A 22,249-nucleotide genomic window follows, 5' to 3' on the forward strand; every position below is an offset into this window, starting at 1 on the left:
CGCGCTTTCCGTGAACCGCGACGAGGTGCGATGTGGTGCGCTTTTCTGTCGGCCTGGCTGGCTGGATGCTGGCATGCGCTGCCGCGTTCGTCGCATCGAACGCCGTCGGTGCGACGCCGGGCGCGGGCACGGCGGCGGGCGGCGCGAACGGCGTTGCCGACGAAGCACCCGTCACGCTCGTCAGCGATGTCCACGAATTCGTGATCCGGCACGACGGTTCGCTCGACGAGCACGACGATTCGACGCTGCGCGCGAACAACGCGAACGGCATCGACGCGGTCGCGCAGCGCTACGTGTGGTTCGACAAGAATCTCGAGCAGGTCGACCTGCTCGCGGCCGAGACGATCGACCGCGACGGCGTCGCGCATCCGGTCGGCGCGGACGGCATCCGCGACGTGCAGGAGCCGCGCTCGGCCGGCGCGCCGACATTCCAGGACGGGCTGTTGCGCACCGTCGTGTTTCCCGGCGTCGAAGCCGGGTCGAGCACGCGCGTGGCGTTCCGCAAGACGCGCACGAAGCCCGTCAATCGCGGCTACTTCGGCTACTACGTGGAGCCGTCGCGCGAGCCCGTCGACAATCAGCGGCTGATCTTCGACGTGCCGGCCGACATGCCGCTGTACGCGGACGCGCGCGGCTATGTCGCGCTGCCGCCGGTCACGGCGAACGGCCGCACGCGCTACGAATTCGACTACCGGCACGGCCCGTACGACCGCATCGAGAACGGCGCGGTCGGCTACCCGACCTACGGCGACCGGCTCGTCGTGTCGACGCTGCCCGACTACGCGGCATTCGCCGCGCGCTACCGCAACGCGGCCGCCGACCCGAGCGTGGACGATCCGGCCGTCGTGCAGCTGGCGCGCGCGCTCACCGCGGCTGCCGCCGATCCGCGCGACAAGGCACGCATCCTGTACGACTGGGTGCAGGCGAACGTGCGCTACGTCGCGCTGTTTCTGGGCGAAACGGCCGCCGCGCCGCATCGCGTGACCGACATCCTGGGCAACCGCTACGGCGACTGCAAGGACCATGTCGCGCTGTTCGGCGCGCTGCTCGCGGCGGTCGGCATCCGCAGCGAACCGGTGCTGATCAATCTCGGTTCGGTGTACACGCTGCCGTCCGTGCCCGGTTACGGCGGCGGCGCGATCAATCACGCGATCACGTGGCTGCCCGATCTCGCGCTTTACGCCGATACGACGACGGCCGGCATCGCGTTCGGCTATCTGCCGCCGATCGTGATGGATCGCCCCGCGCTGCTGGTCGGCACGGGCGTGCTGTCGCGCACGCCGGCCACGCAGCCGCGCGGCCGCATCGCACGGCTCGCGATCGATGCCGCGCAGCCCGGCGCCGCGCGGCTTCATGCGTACATCGAGGACGACGGCTGGACGGCCGAACTCGAGCGCAACCTGTTTCGCCGCGCGACGCACGACCGCATCGAGCAGCTCGCGACCGAACGCCTGCGGCAAAGCGGCTTGCGCGGCCGCGCGCAGCTGTCGACCAGCGAGCGGCGCGTGACCGACGGGCCGTTCGACGTGACGGTGTCGGGCACGCTCGATCATTTCGTATGGCCCGACGGCACGACCGCGTTGCCCGCGCTGTCGAGCCTCACGGGCGGCATCGCGACGCAGGTCGAGAACTGGCTGGCGGAACCCGTGCGCACGCAGCCGTGGGGCTGCATCGGCGGCACGTTCGACGAGACCGGCCAGATCGCGCTGCCGGCCGACGTCGTCGTGACCGATCTGCCGGCCGATGCAGCCGTGCACGACCGCTTCGTCGACTTCACGTCGCATTACGTGTTCGACGCGGCCGCGCGCGTCGTGCAGGTCACGCGGCGGATGACGGCTGATTTCGGCCGGCAGGTATGCACGCCCGACGAATTCACGGCGCTGCGCGCGTCGCTCGAACGCATCGAGCGCGATACGCAGGCGCAGATCGTCGTGCGCGCGAAAGGGCGTTGAACGGGCAGCGACAGTGAGCGCGTCGCCGCCATCGGCCGACGCGCAGGAGGGACATCATGACGGAACGGGACTACGAGATCGCCGATCTCTCGAAGGAATTGCTGGGCCGGATCGTGCAGGGCACCATCGCGAACGGTGCGGCCGTGGATGCGGAGCAGTGCGCGGAGCTTGCCGTGCAGTGCGCGACGGCGCTGGTCGACAAGCTCGCGGCGCTCGGCGGCTGAACGCGGAAAGGCGTCACACGCGGCGGCGCCTTGCGCGACGCCGGCGAGCGTGCGACTGCGGAGCGAAGCAACGCGTGGCGGCCGGGTCGGCGTCGCACGTCAAGCGTCGGGCATTACGCTTCGACGCGCGCCTCGCCGTCCGCACGCACGGCGCCCGGCGGCTTTCCGATCACACGCTTGAACGCGCGGCTGAACGCCGCCAGCGAACCATAGCCGAGCCGGTACGCGACGGCTTCGATCGCTTCGCGGTCGCGCGCGATCCACTGCGCGGCGAGCCGCATCCGCAGCTCGGTCAGGTAGCGCACGGGCGTCATCCCGGTCGCCGCGAGAAAGCGTTCGGCGAATACCGAGCGCGACACGCCCGCTTCGGCGGCCAGCTCCGCGACGCTCCAGTTGCGGCCCGGATCGCGATGCAGCGCGACGATCGCGCGGCCAAGCTTCGGCTCGCGAAGCGCCTGCACCCAGCCCGACGCGTCGCCGCATCCGCACTCGACCCAGCCGCGTACGATGAATGCCGCGACCACGTCCGCGAGCCGCGCGAGGATGCCCGCGAAGCCCGCGCGCGCCGAGCAGGATTCGCGCTCCATCGCGTCGAGCATCGGGCGGATTTCCGGGTAGCGCGCGAGCAGCGTGCCGACGTGCATGAACTCGGGCATCGTGCCGACCAGCGGCTGCATGCCGCCGAGGTCGAGTTCCATGCATGCGCTGAAGATCAGCGCATCGCCGGCGCCCGGCTCCGTCGTCGCGCAGCCCGCGGGCGACGTGCCGGCCGACGCCACCGACGCGACCGTATCGCAGATCTTCGCGACTTCGAAGCCGTTGATCTCGCGGCACGGCGCATCCGGATCGGACACCAGCGCATGCATGCGGCCGTGCGGCAGCAGGATCGCGTCGCCGGCCTCGAGCCGCATCGTTGCGCCGGATGCGTCGCGCAGCAGCACGGGCCCGCGCCCGACGAAATGGAACTGCGCGCGGCCCGGCGCCTGACCGAAATTCAGCCCGAACGGCCGCGCGACCTGGATGCGGCGGTACTGGACGCCGCTCAGACGCATCCCCAGCAGCAGCTCGCTGACGAGGTCGTGCACGTCGGGGACGGGGGGAAGCAGCGGTTCGGACATGGCGAGATTCGGACGATCGATCAACAAGAACGGATTGTATGTCATAGACCGTCCTGCTGCCGGTCCTTACGATACGCCGTCATCAGTACTTTCCCTGGACGAAAACGGAACGCCACATGAATCCCGGAATTTCCCCGGCCGCCTCGACGGCGGCCACCCGCGAACCGGCCTGGGGCGCGGTATTCGCGATGACGCTCGGCGTCTTCGGGCTCGTCACGGCCGAATTTCTTCCCGCCAGCCTGCTCACGCCGATGGCCGGCAGCCTCGGCGTGACCGAAGGCGTGGCCGGGCAGGCCGTGACGGCCACAGCGACGGTCGCGCTCGTCACGAGCCTCCTGATCTCCGCGCTGACGCGCACGATCGACCGGCGGCGCGTGCTGCTCGCGTTCTCGGTGCTGCTCGTCGCATCGAATCTGGCGGTCGCGTTCGCGCCCAACCTGACGACGCTGCTGATCGGCCGCGTCGTGCTCGGCGTCGCGCTCGGCGGCTTCTGGACGATGGCGACGGCCACCGCGATGCGGCTCGTGCCGACGGCGATGGTGCCGCGCGCGCTGTCGATCATCTTCAGCGGCGTGGCGGTCGCGACGATCGCGTCCGCGCCGATGGGCAGCTATTTCGGTCACCTGATCGGCTGGCGCAACGTGTTCCTGATCGCGGCCGGGCTCGGCGGCGTCGCGTTCGTGTCGCAGGTGATGACGCTGCCGTCGATGCCGCCGAGCGGCACGACGCGGCTGCGCACGCTGATCGACGTGCTGCGCCGGCCGACCGTCGGCCTCGGGATGTTCGCGACGATCCTCGTGTTCACCGGGCATTTCGCGTTCTTCACGTATCTGCGGCCGTTCCTCGAACAGGTCGCGGGCGTCGGCGTGAACGGGCTGTCGGCGATCCTGCTCGGCTACGGCATTGCCAACTTCGTCGGCACGTCGCTCGCGGGCCGCGTGCTCGAACACCGGCTGCGGCCGATGCTGATCGGGATGCCCGCGCTGATGGTCGTGCTCGGCATCGCGCTCGTCGCGCTCGGCCGTGCGCCGATGCTCGACGCGGTGCTCGTCGCGTTGTGGGGGATGGCATTCGGCGGCGTGCCCGTCGCGTGGTCGACGTGGGTCACGCGCACCGTGCCCGACGAGGCCGAGAGCGCGGGCGGGCTGATCGTCGCGGCGATCCAGCTCGCGATCGCGACGGGCGCGGCAGCCGGCGGCGTCGTGTTCGACGCGAACGGCGCGGCCGGCGTGTTCGTCGGCGCGGCGGTCGTGCTCGCCGTCGCAGTCGCGACGATCGTGACCGGCGTGCCGAAGCGGGTGGGCGTGGTGGTGTCCTAACCGGCCGGGCGGCCCGCGTTTCGCAGGCCCGCCGGCGGTCGTCCGTCAGGCGGCGCCGGCGCCCGCGATGCGGTCGAGTTCCGCGAGCGCATCGTCCGGCAGATCGAGGTCGGCCGCCGCGAGATTCTCGCGCAGATGCGCGACCGACGACGTGCCCGGGATCAGCAGGATGTTCGGCGCGCGGCGCAGCAGCCACGCCAGCGCGACCTGCATCGGCGTCGCGCCGACGCGGGCCGCCACGCCGGACAGCGTCGACGACTGCAGCGGCGAGAAGCCGCCGAGCGGAAAGTACGGCACGTACGCGATGCCGTCGCGGGCCAGCGCGTCGATCAGCGCATCGTCGCCGCGATGCGCGATGTTGTAGTGGTTCTGCACGCAGACGATGTCGCAGATCCGCCGGCCTTGCGCGACCTGCGCGGGCGTCACGTTGCTCAGGCCGACGTGGCGGACGAGCCCGCGCCGCTGCAGTTCGGCGAGTACGCTCAGCGGTGCCTCGATCGATCCTTCGGCCGGCCCGTGCGTGTCGAACATGATGCGCAGGTTGACGACGTCGAGCACATCGAGGCCGAGGTTGCGCAGGTTGTCGTGCACGGCCCGTTCGAGTTCGTCGGGCGCGAACGCGGGCAGCCACGATGCGTCGTCGCCGCGTCGCGCGCCGATCTTGGTGACGATCACGAGATCGTCGCGATAAGGATGCAACGCATCGCGGATCAGCCGGTTGGTCACGTGCGGGCCGTAGAAGTCGCTGGTGTCGATATGGTCGACGCCGGCCGCGACGGCTTCGCGCAACACGTTCAGGGCCGCGTCGCGGTCCTTCGGCGGGCCGAATACGCCGGGCCCCGCGAGCTGCATCGCGCCGTAGCCGATCCGTTTGACGTTGCGATCGCCGAGCCTGAAGGTGGCGGTGTGCCGAATGTCGGACATGACTGTGCTCCTGTGAATCCATGGATGAATGCGCCCAGCATAGGCATTGGCCGTCTGCGCGATAAGCCGTCATAATCCGCACGGGTTGTACGAAAAGGCGAACAATGCAAACCGATCTTGGAGATCTGAATGCGTTCATGGCCGTGGCGCGCGCCAGCGGATTCCGCGACGCCGCACGCATGACGGGCCTCAGCGCGTCGGGGCTGAGCGAGGCCGTGCGTCGGCTGGAGGCGCAGCTCGGCGTGCGGCTGCTGCACCGCACGACGCGCAGCGTCGTGCCCACCGAAGCCGGCGAGCGCCTGCTCGCGCGTCTCGGGCCCGCGTTGACCGAAGTGGCGGCGGCGCTCGACGGTATCGGCGAATTCCGGGACAGACCGGCCGGCACGCTGAAGCTCAACGTGCCGCTCAGCGCGGCCCGGCTCGTGCTGCCCGCGATCGTGCCGCGCTTTCTCGATGCGTACCCGGAAATACGGCTGGAAGTGATCGCCGACGAAAGTTTCGTCGACGTGCTGGCGGCTGGATGCGACGCTGGCATCCGCTACGACGAACGGCTCGAGCAGGACATGATCGCGGTGCCGATCGGCCCGCGCATTCAGCGGTTTGCGACCGCGGCGGCCCCCGGCTATCTCGATCGTCACGGCCGGCCGCGGCATCCGCGCGAATTGCTCGACCATCGTTGCCTGCGCGGGCGCTTCGCGAGCGGAGCGATGCCGCCGTGGGAGTTCGAGCGCGACGGCGAAGTCGTGCGGGTCGAGCCGGCCGCGGGGCCGCTGCTGGTGCAGATCGGCGGTGCGACGGACCTGCTGGTCGATGCGGCGATCGCCGGCACGGGCATCGTGCATCTCTTCGAAGAGTGGCTGCGCCCGCAATTCGACAGCGGCGCACTCGAACGCGTGCTCGAACCGTGGTGGCGGCCGTTTTCGGGGCCCTTCCTCTATTACCCCGGGCGCCGTCTCGTGCCGCCGGCACTGCGCGCGTTCATCGATTTCATCAAGGCATCCTGAACGCTGCGGGCGGGCGTGATGTCTGCCGGGCGACGAGCGCCGCCGGAATGGCGGCGCGATACCGGAAGCGAAGGGACGGTCGGGCCGTGCGCCGATTACATCGGATGTAATCGTTCGACGCGCGGCCGTCCCGGGAATCCGCTAGCCGCCTTGCCTGACCATCGCCGCAAGCGTCTTCATCGCCTGCAGATACGGATACGGTCCGTGGCTGATGCGGGCCACGCCGTATTCGGCGAGGTCGGCGAGCGTCGGCGTTTCCGCGACGCGCATCACGTTCACCGGCAGCGGCGACGCGGCCGTCAGCGCGCGAATGAGCGCAGGCGACTGAAGGCCCGGCACGAAGAGACCGTCGGCGCCGGCCGCCGCATATGCACGTGCGCGGGCCAGCGTTTCGTCGAGCAGGCGTTCGTCGTGCGTGTCGGCCGGCGCCTTGAAGAACACGTCGGTACGCGCATTGATGAAGTAGTCGGCGCCCGCGCGATCGGCCGCCCGCCGTGCAGCCGCGAGACGCGCTGCCGCTTCTTCGACGTCACGCAATTCGCCCGTCGCCGGAAAACTGTCTTCGAGGTTGCTGCCGACCGCCCCCGCTTCGATGCTGAGCGCGATCGTTTCGGCGACATCCTCGGGCCGCTCGCCGTACCCGCTTTCGAGATCGACGGTGACGGGCAAGTTCGTCGCACGCGTGATCCGCTCGAGCACTTCCATCAAGAGCGCGCGCGGCATCTGCTCGCCATCGACGAAACCATTGGCCGCGGCTACCGACCAGCTCCCGGTCGCCAGCGCGACCGCACCCGCGTCGGCCGCAGTGCGCGCGCTGCCGGCGTCCCACACGTTGAACAGCGCCAGCGGCTGGCCCGCGCGATGAAGCGACCGGAAATACGCGCCTTTCTCATTGCTCGTCATGCTTGTCTCTCCTTATGAAAACCGGATCGGTGGTCGTGCCGAACGATATTGCCACCGTATCGAGCGCCGCGAGGAAATCGCGCGCGTCGAACAATTCGCCGAGGCTGCGCACGCCGCCTGAAACGACGGCCTCGCCCGTCATCAGGCGCACGGCCGCCTCGACGATGATCGGCGCGCTGACCGCGTAGATGTCGCGTCCCGATGCCGTCACGCGATGCGTCGTGCCGCCCTGCACGACGATCGCGTCCATCGCGAACTGCTGCGCCGACCGGCCCAGCGCATCGGTCGGCTCGGGCGGCGGCGTGGCGGCATCGCGCACGTCGCGCAGCGCGAGCGTCGCGAGCCACGATTCGATCGTATCGATGCGCAGATGACGCGAGAGTGTCATCACTTCCGAAAACGGCAGCAGCGTCACGTCGACGGTGCTGATCGGCGCCGGGAACGGCCACACGCGTTCGCGTGCCGTCGACGGCACCGGCGTCGGCTTGCCGTCCCTCTGGACGAGCCGCACCGCGCGATTGCGTTCGCCCGTCACGCGCGTGCCGCGCGTCGGGTGCCAGCTGTCGAGGCCGGTCGCGATATCGACGCGATCGATCGGCTTGCGTTGGTCGACGACGGCCGTGACGAGCAGGTCGGCCAGGCCGCCGTAGAACGCGGCGGCGGGAACGACGGTCACGCCTGCGGCGCGCGCACGGGCATCGGCATGTTCGGCCAGCGCCAGTACCGACGGCTGTTCGGCCGTCAGGTCGAGATAGGGGATGCCGGCCCGCAGCGCGGCATCGGCCAGCGGCAGCGCGGTATCGAGGTACGGGCCCGCGCAGTTGATCACGGCATCCGCGCCGCGCAACGCGGCATCGAGCGCGGCCGGATCGTCGATCGCCGCGACGCGCGAAGGCGCGGCGTCGCTTGTGCCGCCTTCCGCGAGCCGCGCGGCATCGCGGCCGATGCGGATCGCGCCAACGCCGCGCCGGGCCAGTTCGGCGACGACGAACCGCCCGGTGTGACCCGTGGCGCCATAGACCGCAACCGTCTTTCGATCGTCCATGATCAACTCCGATACAGAACGGTCTGTTTTATAGTACAGACCTGTAGCGTCGTCAACCTCACGGTGCTATGATCGGCCCACTGTTGCGGTACGGGCGGCCCTGGGCGGCCGGGCTTGGATGAAAAAGGGAACGGACACACAAGGTAGCGCGCTCGATACGCGCGAGCGCATTCTGCAAACGGCCAGCGAGCTGTTCTACCGGGAAGGCACGCGCGCGGTTGGCGTGGACCTGATCGTCGCGCAGGCGGGCGTCGCGAAGACGAGTCTCTATCGCCACTTCACGGCGAAGGACGACCTGATCGAGGCGTTCCTGCTGCGCGAGGACGCGGATTTCTGGGCGCATTGGGATGCGGTGGCGCAGCAGTACAAGCGCACGCCGCGCGAGGAACTGGATGCGCAGCTTCAATGGATCGGCGAGCGCATTGCGCGGCCCGGCTATCGCGGCTGCCCGCAGATCAACATCGCCGCCGAATATGCGGACGACAACCATCCGGCCCGCAAGGTCGCCGTCGCGCACAAGCAGGAACTGCGGCGCCGGTTGACGGAGCTGGCGAGCGCGATGCGGATCGACGAACCGGAAATTTTCGCGCTGCGGCTCGCAACCGTCATCGACGGTGCGCTGAGCAGCGGGCGTGCGCTGCACGAGCGCGGCCCCGTGCATTTCCTGCAGGAATTCGCGCAACTGCTGCTGCCGAAGAAGGGCAGGAAATAGGCGGCACGCCGCGGCCGCGATCCGCGCGCCGGTTCAACCGCGCGCAGCCGGCTCCTGCGACAGTGCGTGCAACTGGTCGCGCAACAGGTCGACTTCTCCCGGCGCGAATTGCCGTTCGATGTCGGCATGCGTTTGTTGCCACAGCGGAAACGCTTCGGCCAATAGATCGTGGCCCGCCTGCGTCAGTTCGAGCAGGCGGCTGCGCCCGTCGTCCGGATCCTGCGCGATCGTGACGAGCCCGCGCCGCTCGAGCGGCTTGAGCGCGGCGGTCAGCGTGGTGCGGTCCATCGCGAGCAGCGACGCGACCGATTTCATCGGGGCCGGCTGAGGCCGGTTCAGCGACATCAGCAGCGAAAACTGGCCGTTGGTCAGATCCAGCGGACGCAGCACATCGTCGAAGATGCGCGCAAGATTGCGCGCCGCGCGCTGCATGTGCAGGCACAGGCAGCAATCGCGCACCATCAGCGTCGTTTCGAAAGGGAGCTTTTCTTTTCGTGCCATGTTGCAATTGTGTTGATATCAACCTATCTTGTCAAGGTCGAGGCGCGGCAGCCCGCCGCGCCCGTCATCGGAGGAGAAAGCATGAGTGCTCAACAGCAGTTGTATCTCGCCGTATTCCTCGGCAGCAAGGACAGCCCGCGGATGAAGGCGTGGGTCGCGCTTTCGGACCAGGAGCGGCGCGCGAAAGAGAAGGAAGGCATCGCCGCATGGAAGGCATGGGTCGACCGCCATCGCGACGCGATCGTCGAGCTGGGCGGGCCGCTCGGCAAGACCAAGACCATCGATGCGGGCGGCATCAAGGACACGGCCAACGCGCTGAGCGGCTTCACCGTCGTGCGGGCGGCTTCGCACGATGCGGCGGCCGCGCTGTTCGAAGGCCATCCGCATTTCACGATTTTCCCGGGCGAGACGATCGACGTGATGCCGGTGCTGGCGATTCCCGGCGCGTGAACGATGCCGGCCGCTGCGCATCGCGTTGCGTCGATGTGCCGTGACCTGCATGCGGAGATTTCCCCGACATTCTGGATGGAGACTGGCGATGAAGCTTTACGGATTTGCCGGCACCCGCACGCAACGCGCGCTGTGGGGGCTGAAGGAACTGGATGCGGATTTCGAGTTCGTGTCGGTCAACCTGCTTACGGGCGAGCACAAGCAGCCCGAATTTGTGCGCCTCAATCCGGCCGGCAAGGTGCCTGTGCTGGTGGACGGCGATCTCGTGATTCCCGAGTCGGCCGCGATCGTGCTGTATCTCGCGGACAAGTATCCGGAGAAGGCGCTGCTGCCGGTCGATCCGGCGCTGCGTGCCCAGGCCTATCGGTGGGTCATGTTCGCGGTGACGGAGCTCGAGCAGCCGCTGTGGCGGATCACGCGGCATTCGTTCATCTATCCGCCGGAGAAGCGTTCGCCGGCCGACATCGAACTGGCGCGCGAGGATTTCGCGACGATGGCCGCGATCCTCGACAAGCATCTCGAAGGGCGCGAGTTCATCGTCGGCGATTCGCTGACGGTGGCCGATTGCGTGACGGCCTACCTGATCGACTGGGCGAGCGAATGCAACCTGATCGAACCGTTTCCGCAACTGCGGGCGTATCTCGAACGCCTTTACTCGCGGCCGAAGGCGCCGCAGCGCATTGCGGAGGCGCGCAAGGCGGCGTGACGGGGCGGTGGTCGGTCATGCGCTGCATTGGCATGGCCGACCGCGATGTTTGCGCAACGGACAACCGACGGTCAGCCGCGTTTCACAGCGGTACAGCACGCAGCGTGAGCGCGGCGCGCGCATGCGGTCACGATACGTTGTCGGGCCCGCCGAGCGCGCGACACAGCATCGACAGGTCGCGGAGAGTGAGGTGCGGCGTCGCGGCATGCTGCGGATCGCGTTCCACTTCCGGCTGATGGTCGCGCACTACCCATGCCGCCTGAAGCCCCGCGTTCAATGCACCGACGATATCGAGGTGGAAGTCGTCCCCGACGTGCAGCAATTCCGCCGGACGCACGTCGAGCGCCGCTGCCGCCGCATGGAATATTTCGGGTTCCGGCTTCGCGATCCCGAGCGCACGCGCACTGAGCGTTTCCCGAAAGAATTCTCCGCCGCCGGTCAGCCGGAGGTCCGCGTTGCCATTGGTCACCGCGATCAACGGAAACCTGGCGCTCAGCCATGCCAGCGCCGGCAACGCGTCTTCATAGAACTCGACGTTGTTGCGCGCGGCATAGAAGACTTCGTACGCACGCTCGGTCAGCGCGACATCTTCGTTCGCGCGCTCCAGCGCAAGCCGGATCGAGCCGATTCGCAACGCGCGATAGTCGCTGGCAAGATCAGGACACAAACGTTCGTATTCCTCACGTAGCTCGCTCAGCGCCTGTTGTGTGGGCAGCACGCTCGCGGTATCGGGAGCGTGCTCGATCAGCCACGCGCGAAGTGCCGCTTCGGCCCGTTCGACGGCAGGCCCGAACGGCCACAGGGTGTCGTCCAGGTCGAACGAGAGGGCGGATACGTCAGGCAGGCGCATGGCGGATGACGGTGCGGGGTGGAGGGCGTTCACCACGGCCATGGTACTGAGGTTCCCGTGCCGTTTTCAAGGGCCTGCTCAAACAGGAAACGCGCAACGGTCAGATCCTGGAGCGCGAGCCCTGTCATGTCGAATACGGTGACGTCGCTCGGCGAGCGGTCGATCGACACCGTTCCGGCGAGCAGGTCGCCGATTTCGGTGCGCGGCAGATCCGGCGCCCACTGGCACTCGCCGATGCTGCGCGCCTGATCGTGGTCGTCGACGAAAATGCGCGCACGTTCCAGCACGCCTGCCGGAAGTTCGCGCTTGCCCACGGTGTCGGCACCCACACAGGTCAGGTGGGTACCCGGCTGAACCGCATCCGCATCGAACAACGCACCGCCGCCCGGCGTTGCCGTGATGACCACATCGCTGTCGGCCACCGCGTCGTTCCGGTCGCGAGCGATGCGAATCTCGCATCGTTCATGGAAGGCCGATTCGAACACCGGGTCCGGCTCGCCGCTGCGGTTCACGTACCGCACCGCGCAACGTTGCGGCAGCAGCCTGAGCGCGTATTCGAGCTGGACGCGCGCCTGCACGCCCGTGCCGAACACGCAGATCCGCGTGCTGTCGCGGCGGGCCAGCAGTTGCAGCCCGAGGCCGCCGGCGGCACCGGTCCGCGCGGTGGTGATCGCGTTGCCGTCCATGATGCAGAGGGGGCGGCCCGTGGCAGGATCGAACAGCGCAACGGTTGCCTGATGCGGCTCGCCGCCGCGGGCCCGGTTGCCGGGCCAGAATCCGGCCGCCTTGAACCCGAGCAGATCCTGGCTCGCGACGTCGCCCGACTTGATGCCGAATACGCCCCCGGTGTGCAGCTTTTCGCGGACTACCGGGAACACGCGTCCGGCCCTTTGGCTGTGCAGCACGAAGGCTTCCCGCACCGCGGCCATCACTTGCTCGGCCTGAAGGGCGGGTTCGACGGCGTCGCGGTCGAGAAGAAGGAGTCGGGCGTCTGTCGGCATGTCAGGTCAGGTCAGGCTTTCCGGCCCAGGGCGAATCGGGAAGGTTTAAAGTGTGTCCAGATTTAGACAAATAGTCAAATCCTGGGCCGGACGGGGCGTGGAGGCCACGCTCCGCTCACCACCCGTAGAAGCGCGGCCACGTGTGTACGACCCCGTCTTCGCCGATGGCCTGATATTCGGGATGTTGCGCGCCGGTGGCGCACGCGTGATTCGGCAGGATGCGCAGGCGCGTTCCGATCGGAAACCGCTGCGCGATGCCCGTGTCGGGCGAGCCGATACGCGACACGATGCCGTGTTCCTGGTTCGCTGCGCTCACGACGTAGTCGCCGAGCACTTCGCCGTCTTCGGTGCAGACCTGCCCGTAGCCGAAATCCCGCGCCTGGCGCTGCGTGCCGCGATCGCGGCTCATCGCCATCCAGCCCGCGTCGACGATCGCCCAGCCTTTCTCTTCCTGGTGTCCGATGACGGTGGTCAGCACCGACAGCGCGATGTCGGACAGCTCGCACACGCCGATGTTGTGCATGACGAGGTCGAACAGCACATACACGCCGGCGCGGACCTCGGTGACACCGTCGAGGTTTTCCGCCGCGAGGGCGGTGGGCGTCGAACCGATACTGACGACCGGGCAGGGCAACCCGGCGGCCCTGAGGCGCTCCGCGGCCCGCACGGTGCGGCTGCGCTCCTGTTCGGCGATCGCCACCAGCGCTTCGCGCGTGTTGTAGTCGTAGCTGGAGCCCGCGTGAGCGAGCACCCCGCCAAGCGCCATCCCGCCGTCGACCAGTGCGCGACCCACGTCGATCAGCAGGTCGCCTTCGGGCGGGACGCCCGAGCGATGGCCGTCGACGTCGACTTCGATCCAGACTTCGAAGCGTTCGCCATGCTCGCGCCCGAATGCGGCGATCGCGTGCGCGGCCTGCAGGCTGTCGGCGACGATCTTCAGGTCGCTGCCCTGCCGGCGCAGCGCAAGCGCCTGGCCCAGCTTCGCGGGCACCATGCCGACCGCATAGACGATGTCCCGGACGCCGCCCGCGAAGAACTGCTCGGCTTCCTTGAGCGTCGACACCGTGATGCCCTGCGCGCCCGCCGCGATTTGCACGTCGACGACTTGCCGGCATTTGGTGGTCTTGACGTGCGGCCGGAACCTGACGCCGAGTGCGTCCAGATGCGCCTGCATGCGGTCGATGTTGCGACGCATGCGGCCGACATCGATCAAGGCGGCCGGGGTGTTGAGGGTTTGAATGTTCACGATGCGTTGGGTTGCGATGTTGTCGACAGCGAACACAGTAGGGCGGCCGGCGGACACCGTGTTTAACGCATGGCTAATCCACCATTAAGCGTGATTTAATCGACTGAATCGCGCGGGCCGCGGTGCGGCTCATGCCTTGCCGCGCCACGGCGGCGGATCGAGGAACTGCCGCGCCGCTTCGAGAAAAACGCGTTGGCGCGCGGATCGGCCCGTGCGCGACGGCAACAGCGCCGTGACAGGCGCGGGCGGCAGGCTCCAGTCGGGCAGCAGCCGGACGAGCTTGCCGCTCGCCAGCAGCGGGGCGACGTCCCATTCCGAGCGCTCCACGATCCCGAGCCCGGACAATGCCCAATCGGTGATGACGGTGCCGTCGTTGGAGGACAGCGCGCCCGTGACGCGGATCACGGTTGGCCGTCCGGACTCGTGTTGACCGTCGCCACTTGGCGAGAAGCGCCATCGCGGAATGTCCTCGTCGTTCTCGCGCAGGCACAGGCAGTCGTATCGAGCGAGGTCGGACGGATGATTCAGTTCCTTGATGCGACGCGCGTAGCCGGGGCTTGCACACAGGAAACGCTCGTTGGGCGCGAGCGGATAGCCGATCCACGACGACGACTTGAGGCTGCCGACGTGCACGACCACGTCGGCCGCCGACGCGCTCGTCAACGGGCTCTCCGACAGGTGGAGCGAAATTTCCAGCTTCGGATGTGCGCGTTGCACGTCACGCACGATCCGCGCGACGTACTTGCGCCCGAAGCCGAACGGGGCGACGACGCGCAGCGTGCCTTGCACGTCGCCGTGGTCGCCCGAGATGCTGACCGGCAGCGCCTCCACACGCTCGAGAATATCGACGGCTTCCTGGTACAGCCGTTGCCCTTCGTCGGTCAACGCGATCCCTTTCGACTGCCGCACGGCGAGCCGTGCACTCAATCGCGCCTCCATCCGCTGCAGGCGAATCGTGACCGCGGGCGGCGTGAGATCGAGCAGGCGCGCGGCAGCGGCCAATGAGCGCGACGCGCCGATCGCGCGAACGAGTCGAAGGTCGTCGAGATCGAGCATTTCATGTCTCTTAATGCTGGTGTTGCCGAGCATTAAACCGCACATCACGCCGCGAATCCATCGATGCGGCTGCGGATCGCGGCAAATGCGTGCGATGACCGACCGTGTGCGAGCACGTGTCAGGCTCGACAGGTTGACCTTCGTCACGCGGCGAAAGCGACGCGCGTCGCGTCACGCTCGGCTGCACGCATTCCCGTCAAGCGTGCAGCCCGAAAATCAACGACCGGTGCGCACCGACCCCCGCAGCCACCCCGGACGCCGACGCGAACGTCGCGTTGGTCATCAGGCTCGACGCGTCGCCGGCGGCAAACACGCCGGCGACGCTCGTCTGCTTCCATGTATCGACGCGAATCGCGGAGCCAAGCGGCCCTTCGTCGAACGCACAGCCGAGCTGCTGCGCGAGATCGCTCGCCATTACCGTGCGCGCACCGACGAACAGCGCATCGATCGCGACGACCTGCCCGTCGGCGAGCCGCAGCGCTTCGATACGCGGCGCATCGCCAAGAATTTCAACGACCGGCGACCGCTCGATGCGCACGCCGCGAGCGTCGAGCAACGCGGCTTCTTCCTTATTCGCTTCGACCACGCCCTGCGTGAACCACGTCGTCGGGCCCCAGTCCGGAATCAGGATTGCCTGGTGCACGGAAAGCGGATGCGTGGCGAGCACGCCGAGCCGCTGGCCGCTCACCTCGTACCCATGGCAATACGGACAATGCAGCACGCTGATGCCCCAGCGTTCCGCGAGCCCCGGCAGCGCGGGCAGTTCATCGCGGATGCCGATCGCGAGAATCAGCCGGTCGGCGCTCGCGCGGCGGCCGTTCGACAGCATCACGTGGAAGCGGCTGTCGGCATCGCGCTCGGCCGTGCGCACTTCGCCGTCGATCTGTTGCACGGTCGGATACGCATCCAGTTGCGCGATGGCTTCGGCAACGATCTGCGCGGGCGGCTTGCCGTCCTGCCCGAAAAAGCCGTGCGCGTGTTCGGCAAAACGGTTGCGCGGCCGGCCCGCGTCGATCACGAGCACGCGGCGTCGTGCGCGCGCCAGCTGCATCGCCGCCGACAGCCCCGCAAAGCTGCCGCCGACCACGATCACTTCATGATGGTTATGCATGCATCCGCTCCTTTCCTGAACCTGCATGAATGACGGACGTGTCCCGATGGCGGCCAACTCATGAAACACGTGAAGTTGCATGATAGAGCGATGGTATCATTCATGCAACTTTAGAAGTTTCGAGAGAGTGGAGCACCGCCCGTGAGAACCGACAGCCGTTTGTCGCGCATGCTGCATGCGCTGATCCACATGGACCAGGCCGACGGCCCGCTCACGTCGGAGGCGATCGCGACGATGCTGGCCACGAATCCGGTCGTCGTGCGGCGCCTGCTCGGCGGCTTGCGCGACTGCGGCTACGTGCAGTCGGAGAAAGGGCACGGCGGCGGCTGGGTGCTGAGCGTCGCGCTCGACGACATCACGCTGCTCGACGTCTATCGCGCGGTGGGCGAGCCGCCGCTGTTTTCCGATCTGGTGCCGGAGGACGAGCCCGAATGCCTGGTCGAACAGGCCGTCAACGCGCATCTGTCGGCGACGTTGAAGGATGCCGAAGCATCGTTGCTGGCGCGCTTCGGCGAAGTCACGCTCGGCATGCTGTCGCGCGATTTCGAAGCGAAGGCTGCGCTGCGGGGCTACACGCGCTGACGCGGCGCAGCATCACGATCGATCGCGCCTGACGTGCAATCCGGCGCGATCCGGCGCGGCCCAACCCGTCGCGTCGCAATGTTCTGTCCCCCAACTTCTGCCCGGTTCGCCCGCCACAGGGCAAAATACGGGTTTTCCGCACCCGCGAGGGCGCGTCCGAATCACGCGCCGGGCGGCGGCAGTGCGCATTTCGCACGCCGCCGCCCGGCGCCCAGGCAAGATTGCTCGCCATGTCGCGAGCCCACAGGAGTCCAGACCCCATGCCCGAATCCAACCTGTCCTTCTTCGGCCGGCTGTCGCTTGCCGTCGGCACGTTCTTCTCCGTGCTCGGCAACCGCGAGTTCGCGGCCGGCGTGCTGCGCGTGCGCGACGGCGCCCCGGCACCGGTCGCGCCGGCACCCGCGGCCGCACCGACCCCGGCCCCCGCACCCGCACCCGCACCCGCACCTGCGCCCGCACCTGCGCCCGTGAAGGCCCCGGCGCCCGAGCTGCGCGAAGCGAGCCCGCAGGCCGCGCTGCAACTGCTCGGCCTGCTGCAGCGCGATGCGCGCTTCATCGACTTCGTCGAGGAAGACATCGCCGGCTACGCGGACGCCGACATCGGCGCGGCCGCACGCCTCGTGCACGACGGCTGCCGTGCCGCGCTGCGCGAACACTTCACGATCGTGCCGGTGCGCGACGAAGCCGAAGGCAGCCGCGTGACGCTGCCGGCCGGTTTCGACGCGACGGCCGTGCGCGTGACGGGCAACGTGGTCGGCTCGGCGCCGTTCACCGGCACCGTCAGCCATCGCGGCTGGCGCGTCGCCGACGTGCGCCTGCCGAAGCTGACGGGCAGCCACGACGCATCGGTGGTTGCACCGGCGGAGGTGGAACTGTGAGCGATCCGCGCTATTCGATCGGTATCGACCTCGGTACGACCCACTGCGCGCTGTCGTACGTCGACAGCGCCGCAAGCGACGGCGAAACAATCACGCAGCAGGTGCTGCCGATCGCGCAGCTCACCGCGCCCGGCGCGCTGGAGTCGCGCGACCTGCTGCCGTCGTTCCTCTATCTGCCGCATGAAAGCGAACTGACGCAGGGCGACCTGACGCTGCCGTGGACGGCCTCGCGCGGCTTCGCGGTCGGCGAGATGGCGCGCACGCGCGGCGCCGGTACGCCGATCCGCCTCGTGTCGAGCGCGAAGAGCTGGCTGTGCCACCCGGGCGTCGACCGCCGCGCGGCGATCCTGCCGAGCGATGCGCCGCCCGAAGTGTCGCGCGTGTCGCCGCTGGAAAGCTCGATCCGCTACCTGACGCACCTGCGCGAAGCGTGGGACCACACGCATCCGGACGCGCCGTTCGTCGATCAGGACGTGACGGTGACGATCCCCGCATCGTTCGATCCGGCTGCGCGCGAACTGACGGCCGAGGCCGCGCGCGCCGCCGGCTACACGCGGATGACGCTGCTCGAGGAGCCGCAGGCCGCGCTCTATAGCTGGATCCAGAAGAGCGAAGGCGGCTGGCGCAAGCAGGTGCAGGTCGGCGACCTGATCCTGTGCGTCGACGTCGGCGGCGGCACGACCGACCTGTCGCTGATCGCGGTGGTCGAGCGCGACGGCAATCTCGAACTGCATCGCGTGGCGGTCGGCGAGCACATCCTGCTCGGCGGCGACAACATGGACCTCGCGCTCGCGCACGTGGTCGCGCGGAAGCTCGCGCAGCAGGGCACACAAGCCGATCCGTGGCAACTGCGCGCGCTCACCTACGCATGCCGCGCCGCGAAGGAAACGCTGCTGTCCGACCCGACGACCGACGCGGTGCCGCTCGTCGTGCCGAGCCGCGGCTCGAAGCTGATCGGCGGTTCGATCCGCACGGAGCTCACGCGCGTGGAACTCACGCAGACGATTCTCGAAGGCTTCTTCCCGCAGGTCGACGCGGCCGCGCGCCCGGTGAGCCGCGCGCGCGTCGGCCTGACGCAGCTCGGCCTGCCGTATGCGCAGGACGCGGGCATCACGCGCCATCTCGCGGCGTTCCTCGGCCGCCAGGTCGCGGCGCTCGACACGCTCGAAGGCGTGCAGCGCACGCTGCCGCAGGGTGCGACGTTCCTGCATCCGACGGCCGTGCTGTTCAACGGCGGCGTGTTCAAGTCGGCGCTGCTCACGCAGCGCGTGCTCGATACGCTCAACAGCTGGCTGGCCGCCGAAGGCGCGCCGCTCGCGCGCCTGCTCGAAGGCGCCGATCTCGATCTCGCGGTCGCGCGCGGCGCGGCTTACTACGGCTACGTGAAGCGCGGCCGTGGCGTGCGCATTCGCGGCGGCACGGCGCGTGCGTATTACGTCGCGATCGAATCGGCGATGCCCGCAGTGCCGGGGCTCGAACCGCCGGTGCAGGCGTTGTGCATCGCGCCGTTCGGGATGGAGGAAGGCTCGGACGCGGCGCTGCCGCCGCAGGAGTTCGGCCTCGTCGTCGGCGAACCGGTGCAGTTCCGCTTCTTCGGTTCGTCGGTGCGTCGCCAGGACCAGGTCGGCACGCTGCTCGACTACTGGTCGCCGGAAGAATTGCAGGAGCTCGAGGAAATCCAGGCGACGCTGCCTGCCGAAGGCCGCACGGTCGGCGAGATCGTGCCGGTGAAGCTGCATGCGCGCGTGACCGAAGCCGGCACGCTCGAGCTCGAGGCGATCCCGAGCGGCACGAACGAGCGCTGGAAGGTCGAGTTCGACGTGCGCGGCGCCGCCTGAGCACGATGAAGCGCTATACGGTCGGCATCGACCTCGGCACGAGCAATACGGTCGTCGCATACGTCGAGGCCGGCTCCGACGCGATCCGCGTGTTCGACGTCGAGCAACTGGTCGGCCCCGGCGCGGTGGCCGCGCAGCCGCTGCTGCCGTCGGTGCGCTATCACCCGGCGGCGGGCGAATTGCCGCCGGACGCGCTGCGCTTGCCGTGGGCGGCCGATGCGAAAGCGAAGGCCGCCGGTGCGACGCCGGCCGTGATCGGCCGCTATGCGCGCACGCTCGGCGCGCAGGTGCCGGGCCGGCTCGTGACGAGCGCGAAGAGCTGGCTGTCGCACGCATCGGTCGACCGGCTCGCGGCGATCCTGCCGTGGGGCGCGGCCGACGGCGTCGACAAGGTATCGCCGGTCGACGCGAGCGCGAGTTATCTCGCGCATGTGCGCAACGCGTGGGACGCACGTTTTCCCGATGCGCCGCTCGCGAAGCAGGACGTGATCCTGACGGTGCCCGCGTCGTTCGACGACGGCGCGCGCGCGTTGACGGTCGAGGCCGCGCGGCGCGCGCGGCTGCCCGCGCTGCGGCTGCTGGAAGAGCCGCAGGCCGCGTTCTACGACTGGCTGTACGGCCAGCGCGCGACGTTGCGCGACACGTTCGCCGACGCGCGGCGCGTGCTGATCTGCGACGTCGGCGGCGGCACGACCGACCTCACGCTCGTCGATGTCGCACCGGGCGACGACGGCGAGCCGACCTTTACGCGCGTCGGCGTCGGCAACCACCTGATGCTCGGCGGCGACAACATGGACCTCGCGCTCGCGCGCCTGGTCGAGACGCGGCTGACGGAGCCCGGCACGCGGCTGTCGGCCGCGAGCCTGTCGCAGCTCGTCGAGCGCTGCCGTGCGGCGAAGGAGCGGCTGCTCGGCGACGATGCGCCGGCGTCCGTCACCGTCACGCTGCTCGGCGCGGGCAGCAAGCTCGTCGGCGGCGCGCGTTCGGCCGAGCTGACGCGGCAGGAAGTCGAGCAGATCGTCGTCGACGGTTTCTTTCCGCAGGTCGAGGCCTGCGAACTGCCGCGCCGCGCGCGGGCGGCGATCGTCGAATTCGGGCTGCCGTATGCGAGCGACCCGGCCGTCACGCGGCACGTCGCCGCGTTTCTGAACCGTCATGCGGAAGGCCCGCTGCCCGACACGCTGCTGCTCAACGGCGGCGTGTTCCGCGCGAGCGCGCTCGCCGGCCGTCTCGCGCAGACGCTCGGCGCGTGGCGCGGCGCGCCGCTCGACGTGCTGCACAACGCACATCCGGACGTGGCCGTCGCGCGCGGAGCGGTGGCCTACGGGCTCGCGCGTGCCGGGCATGCGCCGCGCATCGGCGGCGGTTCCGCGCGCAGCTATTTCCTCGTGCTCGACGATGGCGCCGGCGACGCAGCCGCGCGCGGCGTCTGCCTGCTGCCGCGCGGCGCGGAAGAGGGCCGCGAGATCCGGCTCGAGGATCGCACCTTCGCGCTGCAGCTCGGGCAGCCGGTGCGTTTTCACCTCGTGTCGACGGTGGCCGAGACTGCGTACCGCCCCGGCGATCTCGTCGAACTCGACAGCGGCGATTTCGTGCGGCTGCCGCCGATCGCGACGGTCGTCGAGCGGCAGGCGGGCAGCGATGCGCGCGAAACGCCGGTGAAGCTCACCGCATCGCTGACCGAGGTCGGCACGCTCGAAATGCATTGCATCGCGACCGACGACGCGGCACGCCGCTGGCGGCTCGAATTCCAGTTGCGCGGCGATGCGCCGGCGCACGGCGGCGACGATGCGCCCGAGCGGCATCCGCGTCTCGACCAGGCCATCGAGCTGATCGAGCGCTCGTTCGGCAGCAAGGCCGCCGACGTTACGCCGAAGGATACGCGCCGGTTGCGCGCACAACTTGAGCAGGTGCTCGGCCCGCGCGACGAGTGGGACGTCGCGCTCGCGCGCGAACTGTTCGACGCGTTGCTTGCGCGGGCGCGGCGCCGCCGGCGCTCCGCGGATCACGAACGCGCGTGGCTGAATCTCGCCGGTTATTGCCTGCGTCCGGGCTTCGGCCATCCGCTCGACGCGTGGCGCATCGAGCAGCTGTGGCCGCTGTTCGACGACGGGATTCAATACGTGAACGACGCTCAGGTGTGGTCCGAGTGGTGGACGCTGTGGCGGCGCGTGGCCGGCGGTCTCGACGACGATGCGCAGACGCAGGTGCGCGACGCGATCGCGTTCCTCGAACCGTCCGACGACAAGCGGCGCAAGCTGCCGTTCGATCCGGGCAAGGTCGGCCCGGCCGACATGACGCGGCTGTCCGCTTCGCTCGAACGGCTGCCCGTCGAGCGCAAGATCGAGCTGGCCGAGCGCCTGGTCGCGCAATTGCAGAAGCCGGCCGAGCGCGCGCTTTGCGCGTGGGCGCTCGGGCGCATCGGTGCGCGCCGGCCGTTCTACGGCAGCGCGCACAGTGTCGTGCCTGCGGAAGTCGCCAACGGCTGGCTCGATGCGCTGTTCGCGCTCGACTGGAAGCAGGTCGAGCCGGCCGCATTCGCGGCTGCGCAGATCGCACGGATGACCGGCGACCGTTCACGCGACCTGCCGGACGATACGCGCGACGCGGTGATCAAGCGTCTGTCGGCCGCGAATGCATCGGCCGCATGGATCGACATGGTGCGCGAAGCGATCGCCTTCGACGAAGCCGACACGGTGCGCGTGTTCGGCGAGACGCTGCCGGCCGGGTTGAAGCTGCTGGCCGGGTGAGCAGCGCGGCGGGCTCCGGTATCGTTCGGATGCCGGAGCATTTCGTGGCGTTGCGGATGCGGGCTGACGCTCGCCGATT

Annotated in this window: 21 protein-coding genes; 11 read left to right on the forward strand and 10 right to left on the reverse strand. The window is 69.0% G+C overall.

The window, feature by feature from the left end:
• The first annotated feature begins 32 nt into the window (after window positions 1–32).
• Both ACNQQL_RS18820 and ACNQQL_RS18825 read left to right on the forward strand, forming a co-directional pair.
• Window positions 33–1,952, forward strand: coding sequence for a DUF3857 domain-containing transglutaminase family protein (locus ACNQQL_RS18820; protein WP_416392645.1), 1,920 nt, complete (start codon window positions 33–35; stop codon window positions 1,950–1,952).
• A gap of 56 nt (window positions 1,953–2,008) precedes the next feature.
• Window positions 2,009–2,176 carry a hypothetical protein gene (locus ACNQQL_RS18825; RefSeq protein ID WP_347065049.1) on the forward strand — a complete coding sequence of 56 codons (168 nt, stop codon included), beginning with the start codon at window positions 2,009–2,011 and terminating at the stop codon, window positions 2,174–2,176.
• 113 nt (window positions 2,177–2,289) lie between these two features.
• On the opposite strand, the gene ACNQQL_RS18830 is transcribed toward ACNQQL_RS18825, so the two are convergent.
• Entirely contained in the window at window positions 2,290–3,339 is a 1,050-nt protein-coding gene (locus tag ACNQQL_RS18830; protein WP_175960753.1) for an AraC family transcriptional regulator, read from the reverse strand.
• 71 nt (window positions 3,340–3,410) lie between these two features.
• On the opposite strand from ACNQQL_RS18830, the gene ACNQQL_RS18835 reads away from it, so the two are divergent.
• Window positions 3,411–4,613, forward strand: coding sequence for an MFS transporter (locus tag ACNQQL_RS18835; RefSeq protein WP_347065050.1), 1,203 nt, complete (start codon window positions 3,411–3,413; stop codon window positions 4,611–4,613).
• 45 nt (window positions 4,614–4,658) lie between these two features.
• Here ACNQQL_RS18835 and ACNQQL_RS18840 read toward each other — a convergent pair whose 3' ends face one another.
• Window positions 4,659–5,537: an aldo/keto reductase family oxidoreductase gene (locus ACNQQL_RS18840; RefSeq protein ID WP_347065051.1), complete on the reverse strand. Its 879-nt coding sequence runs from the start codon at window positions 5,535–5,537 to the stop codon at window positions 4,659–4,661.
• Between the two features lie 104 nt (window positions 5,538–5,641).
• On the opposite strand from ACNQQL_RS18840, the gene ACNQQL_RS18845 reads away from it, so the two are divergent.
• Window positions 5,642–6,541 carry a LysR family transcriptional regulator gene (locus tag ACNQQL_RS18845; protein WP_347065052.1) on the forward strand — a complete coding sequence of 300 codons (900 nt, stop codon included), beginning with the start codon at window positions 5,642–5,644 and terminating at the stop codon, window positions 6,539–6,541.
• A gap of 141 nt (window positions 6,542–6,682) precedes the next feature.
• Here the strand turns inward: ACNQQL_RS18845 and ACNQQL_RS18850 are convergent, their stop codons facing one another.
• Both ACNQQL_RS18850 and ACNQQL_RS18855 read right to left on the reverse strand, forming a co-directional pair.
• A complete protein-coding gene (locus ACNQQL_RS18850; protein ID WP_347065053.1) occupies window positions 6,683–7,444 on the reverse strand; it encodes an isocitrate lyase/phosphoenolpyruvate mutase family protein in 762 nt (253 codons plus the stop codon).
• Window positions 7,431–8,489 (reverse strand): saccharopine dehydrogenase family protein, encoded by a 1,059-nt coding sequence (locus ACNQQL_RS18855; protein WP_347065054.1) that lies wholly within the window; start codon window positions 8,487–8,489, stop codon window positions 7,431–7,433. The genes ACNQQL_RS18850 and ACNQQL_RS18855 overlap by 14 nt, the downstream gene beginning before the upstream one ends.
• Before the next feature lie 118 nt (window positions 8,490–8,607).
• Between ACNQQL_RS18855 and ACNQQL_RS18860 the strand changes: the two genes are divergently transcribed.
• Window positions 8,608–9,201 (forward strand): TetR/AcrR family transcriptional regulator, encoded by a 594-nt coding sequence (locus ACNQQL_RS18860; RefSeq protein WP_347065055.1) that lies wholly within the window; start codon window positions 8,608–8,610, stop codon window positions 9,199–9,201.
• A 33-nt stretch (window positions 9,202–9,234) separates the two neighbouring features.
• Here the strand turns inward: ACNQQL_RS18860 and ACNQQL_RS18865 are convergent, their stop codons facing one another.
• Window positions 9,235–9,702, reverse strand: coding sequence for a MarR family transcriptional regulator (locus ACNQQL_RS18865; RefSeq protein ID WP_347065056.1), 468 nt, complete (start codon window positions 9,700–9,702; stop codon window positions 9,235–9,237).
• 81 nt (window positions 9,703–9,783) lie between these two features.
• Here ACNQQL_RS18865 and ACNQQL_RS18870 point away from each other — a divergent pair, with 81 nt between their 5' ends.
• Both ACNQQL_RS18870 and ACNQQL_RS18875 read left to right on the forward strand, forming a co-directional pair.
• Complete coding sequence (locus ACNQQL_RS18870) at window positions 9,784–10,152, forward strand: hypothetical protein (RefSeq protein ID WP_347065057.1); 369 nt, start codon at window positions 9,784–9,786, stop codon at window positions 10,150–10,152.
• A gap of 88 nt (window positions 10,153–10,240) precedes the next feature.
• Window positions 10,241–10,858: a glutathione S-transferase family protein gene (locus ACNQQL_RS18875; RefSeq protein ID WP_072442216.1), complete on the forward strand. Its 618-nt coding sequence runs from the start codon at window positions 10,241–10,243 to the stop codon at window positions 10,856–10,858.
• Between the two features lie 127 nt (window positions 10,859–10,985).
• On the opposite strand, the gene ACNQQL_RS18880 is transcribed toward ACNQQL_RS18875, so the two are convergent.
• From ACNQQL_RS18880 to ACNQQL_RS18900, 5 genes are all read right to left on the reverse strand, one after another.
• Window positions 10,986–11,708 carry an HAD family hydrolase gene (locus ACNQQL_RS18880; protein ID WP_347065058.1) on the reverse strand — a complete coding sequence of 241 codons (723 nt, stop codon included), beginning with the start codon at window positions 11,706–11,708 and terminating at the stop codon, window positions 10,986–10,988.
• A gap of 29 nt (window positions 11,709–11,737) precedes the next feature.
• The gene (locus ACNQQL_RS18885) at window positions 11,738–12,709 is read right to left on the reverse strand and encodes an ornithine cyclodeaminase family protein (protein ID WP_347065059.1); all 972 of its coding nucleotides are present in this window, start codon (window positions 12,707–12,709) and stop codon (window positions 11,738–11,740) included.
• A 115-nt stretch (window positions 12,710–12,824) separates the two neighbouring features.
• A complete protein-coding gene (locus tag ACNQQL_RS18890) occupies window positions 12,825–13,955 on the reverse strand; it encodes a DSD1 family PLP-dependent enzyme (RefSeq protein ID WP_347065060.1) in 1,131 nt (376 codons plus the stop codon).
• A 129-nt stretch (window positions 13,956–14,084) separates the two neighbouring features.
• Entirely contained in the window at window positions 14,085–15,044 is a 960-nt protein-coding gene (locus ACNQQL_RS18895; RefSeq protein WP_204423087.1) for a LysR substrate-binding domain-containing protein, read from the reverse strand.
• A 163-nt stretch (window positions 15,045–15,207) separates the two neighbouring features.
• Window positions 15,208–16,122 carry an NAD(P)/FAD-dependent oxidoreductase gene (locus ACNQQL_RS18900; RefSeq protein WP_347065061.1) on the reverse strand — a complete coding sequence of 305 codons (915 nt, stop codon included), beginning with the start codon at window positions 16,120–16,122 and terminating at the stop codon, window positions 15,208–15,210.
• A 141-nt stretch (window positions 16,123–16,263) separates the two neighbouring features.
• On the opposite strand from ACNQQL_RS18900, the gene ACNQQL_RS18905 reads away from it, so the two are divergent.
• The 4 genes from ACNQQL_RS18905 to ACNQQL_RS18920 all read left to right on the forward strand — a co-directional run bounded on the left by ACNQQL_RS18905 (window position 16,264) and on the right by ACNQQL_RS18920 (window position 22,170).
• Entirely contained in the window at window positions 16,264–16,704 is a 441-nt protein-coding gene (locus tag ACNQQL_RS18905) for an Rrf2 family transcriptional regulator (protein ID WP_072442206.1), read from the forward strand.
• A 260-nt stretch (window positions 16,705–16,964) separates the two neighbouring features.
• Entirely contained in the window at window positions 16,965–17,582 is a 618-nt protein-coding gene (locus ACNQQL_RS18910) for a DUF2760 domain-containing protein (protein ID WP_347065062.1), read from the forward strand.
• Window positions 17,579–19,420, forward strand: coding sequence for an Hsp70 family protein (locus tag ACNQQL_RS18915; protein ID WP_347065063.1), 1,842 nt, complete (start codon window positions 17,579–17,581; stop codon window positions 19,418–19,420). Before ACNQQL_RS18910 ends, ACNQQL_RS18915 begins: the two co-directional genes overlap by 4 nt.
• Window positions 19,421–19,425: 5 nt before the next feature.
• A complete protein-coding gene (locus tag ACNQQL_RS18920) occupies window positions 19,426–22,170 on the forward strand; it encodes an Hsp70 family protein (protein WP_347065064.1) in 2,745 nt (914 codons plus the stop codon).
• Window positions 22,171–22,249: the final 79 nt, after the last annotated feature.

It is taken from the genome of Burkholderia sp. LFS061 (genome assembly GCF_047978125.1).
Lineage (GTDB): Bacteria > Pseudomonadota > Gammaproteobacteria > Burkholderiales > Burkholderiaceae > Burkholderia > Burkholderia pyrrocinia_C.

Bases quoted from the DNA above. Each gene is read 5' to 3' on its own strand.
- ACNQQL_RS18855 (WP_347065054.1), bottom strand. From the start codon at position 8,489: ATGGACGATCGAAAGACGGTTGCGGTCTATGGCGCCACGGGTCACACC.
- ACNQQL_RS18920 (WP_347065064.1), top strand. From the start codon at position 19,426: ATGAAGCGCTATACGGTCGGCATCGACCTCGGCACGAGCAATACGGTC.
- ACNQQL_RS18910 (WP_347065062.1), top strand. From the start codon at position 16,965: ATGCCCGAATCCAACCTGTCCTTCTTCGGCCGGCTGTCGCTTGCCGTC.
- ACNQQL_RS18845 (WP_347065052.1), top strand. From the start codon at position 5,642: ATGCAAACCGATCTTGGAGATCTGAATGCGTTCATGGCCGTGGCGCGC.
- ACNQQL_RS18880 (WP_347065058.1), bottom strand. From the start codon at position 11,708: ATGCGCCTGCCTGACGTATCCGCCCTCTCGTTCGACCTGGACGACACC.
- ACNQQL_RS18865 (WP_347065056.1), bottom strand. From the start codon at position 9,702: ATGGCACGAAAAGAAAAGCTCCCTTTCGAAACGACGCTGATGGTGCGC.
- ACNQQL_RS18900 (WP_347065061.1), bottom strand. From the start codon at position 16,122: ATGCATAACCATCATGAAGTGATCGTGGTCGGCGGCAGCTTTGCGGGG.
- ACNQQL_RS18850 (WP_347065053.1), bottom strand. From the start codon at position 7,444: ATGACGAGCAATGAGAAAGGCGCGTATTTCCGGTCGCTTCATCGCGCG.
- ACNQQL_RS18835 (WP_347065050.1), top strand. From the start codon at position 3,411: ATGAATCCCGGAATTTCCCCGGCCGCCTCGACGGCGGCCACCCGCGAA.
- ACNQQL_RS18875 (WP_072442216.1), top strand. From the start codon at position 10,241: ATGAAGCTTTACGGATTTGCCGGCACCCGCACGCAACGCGCGCTGTGG.
- ACNQQL_RS18870 (WP_347065057.1), top strand. From the start codon at position 9,784: ATGAGTGCTCAACAGCAGTTGTATCTCGCCGTATTCCTCGGCAGCAAG.
- ACNQQL_RS18885 (WP_347065059.1), bottom strand. From the start codon at position 12,709: ATGCCGACAGACGCCCGACTCCTTCTTCTCGACCGCGACGCCGTCGAA.
- ACNQQL_RS18830 (WP_175960753.1), bottom strand. From the start codon at position 3,339: ATGACATACAATCCGTTCTTGTTGATCGATCGTCCGAATCTCGCCATG.
- ACNQQL_RS18860 (WP_347065055.1), top strand. From the start codon at position 8,608: ATGAAAAAGGGAACGGACACACAAGGTAGCGCGCTCGATACGCGCGAG.
- ACNQQL_RS18840 (WP_347065051.1), bottom strand. From the start codon at position 5,537: ATGTCCGACATTCGGCACACCGCCACCTTCAGGCTCGGCGATCGCAAC.
- ACNQQL_RS18825 (WP_347065049.1), top strand. From the start codon at position 2,009: ATGACGGAACGGGACTACGAGATCGCCGATCTCTCGAAGGAATTGCTG.
- ACNQQL_RS18895 (WP_204423087.1), bottom strand. From the start codon at position 15,044: ATGCTCGGCAACACCAGCATTAAGAGACATGAAATGCTCGATCTCGAC.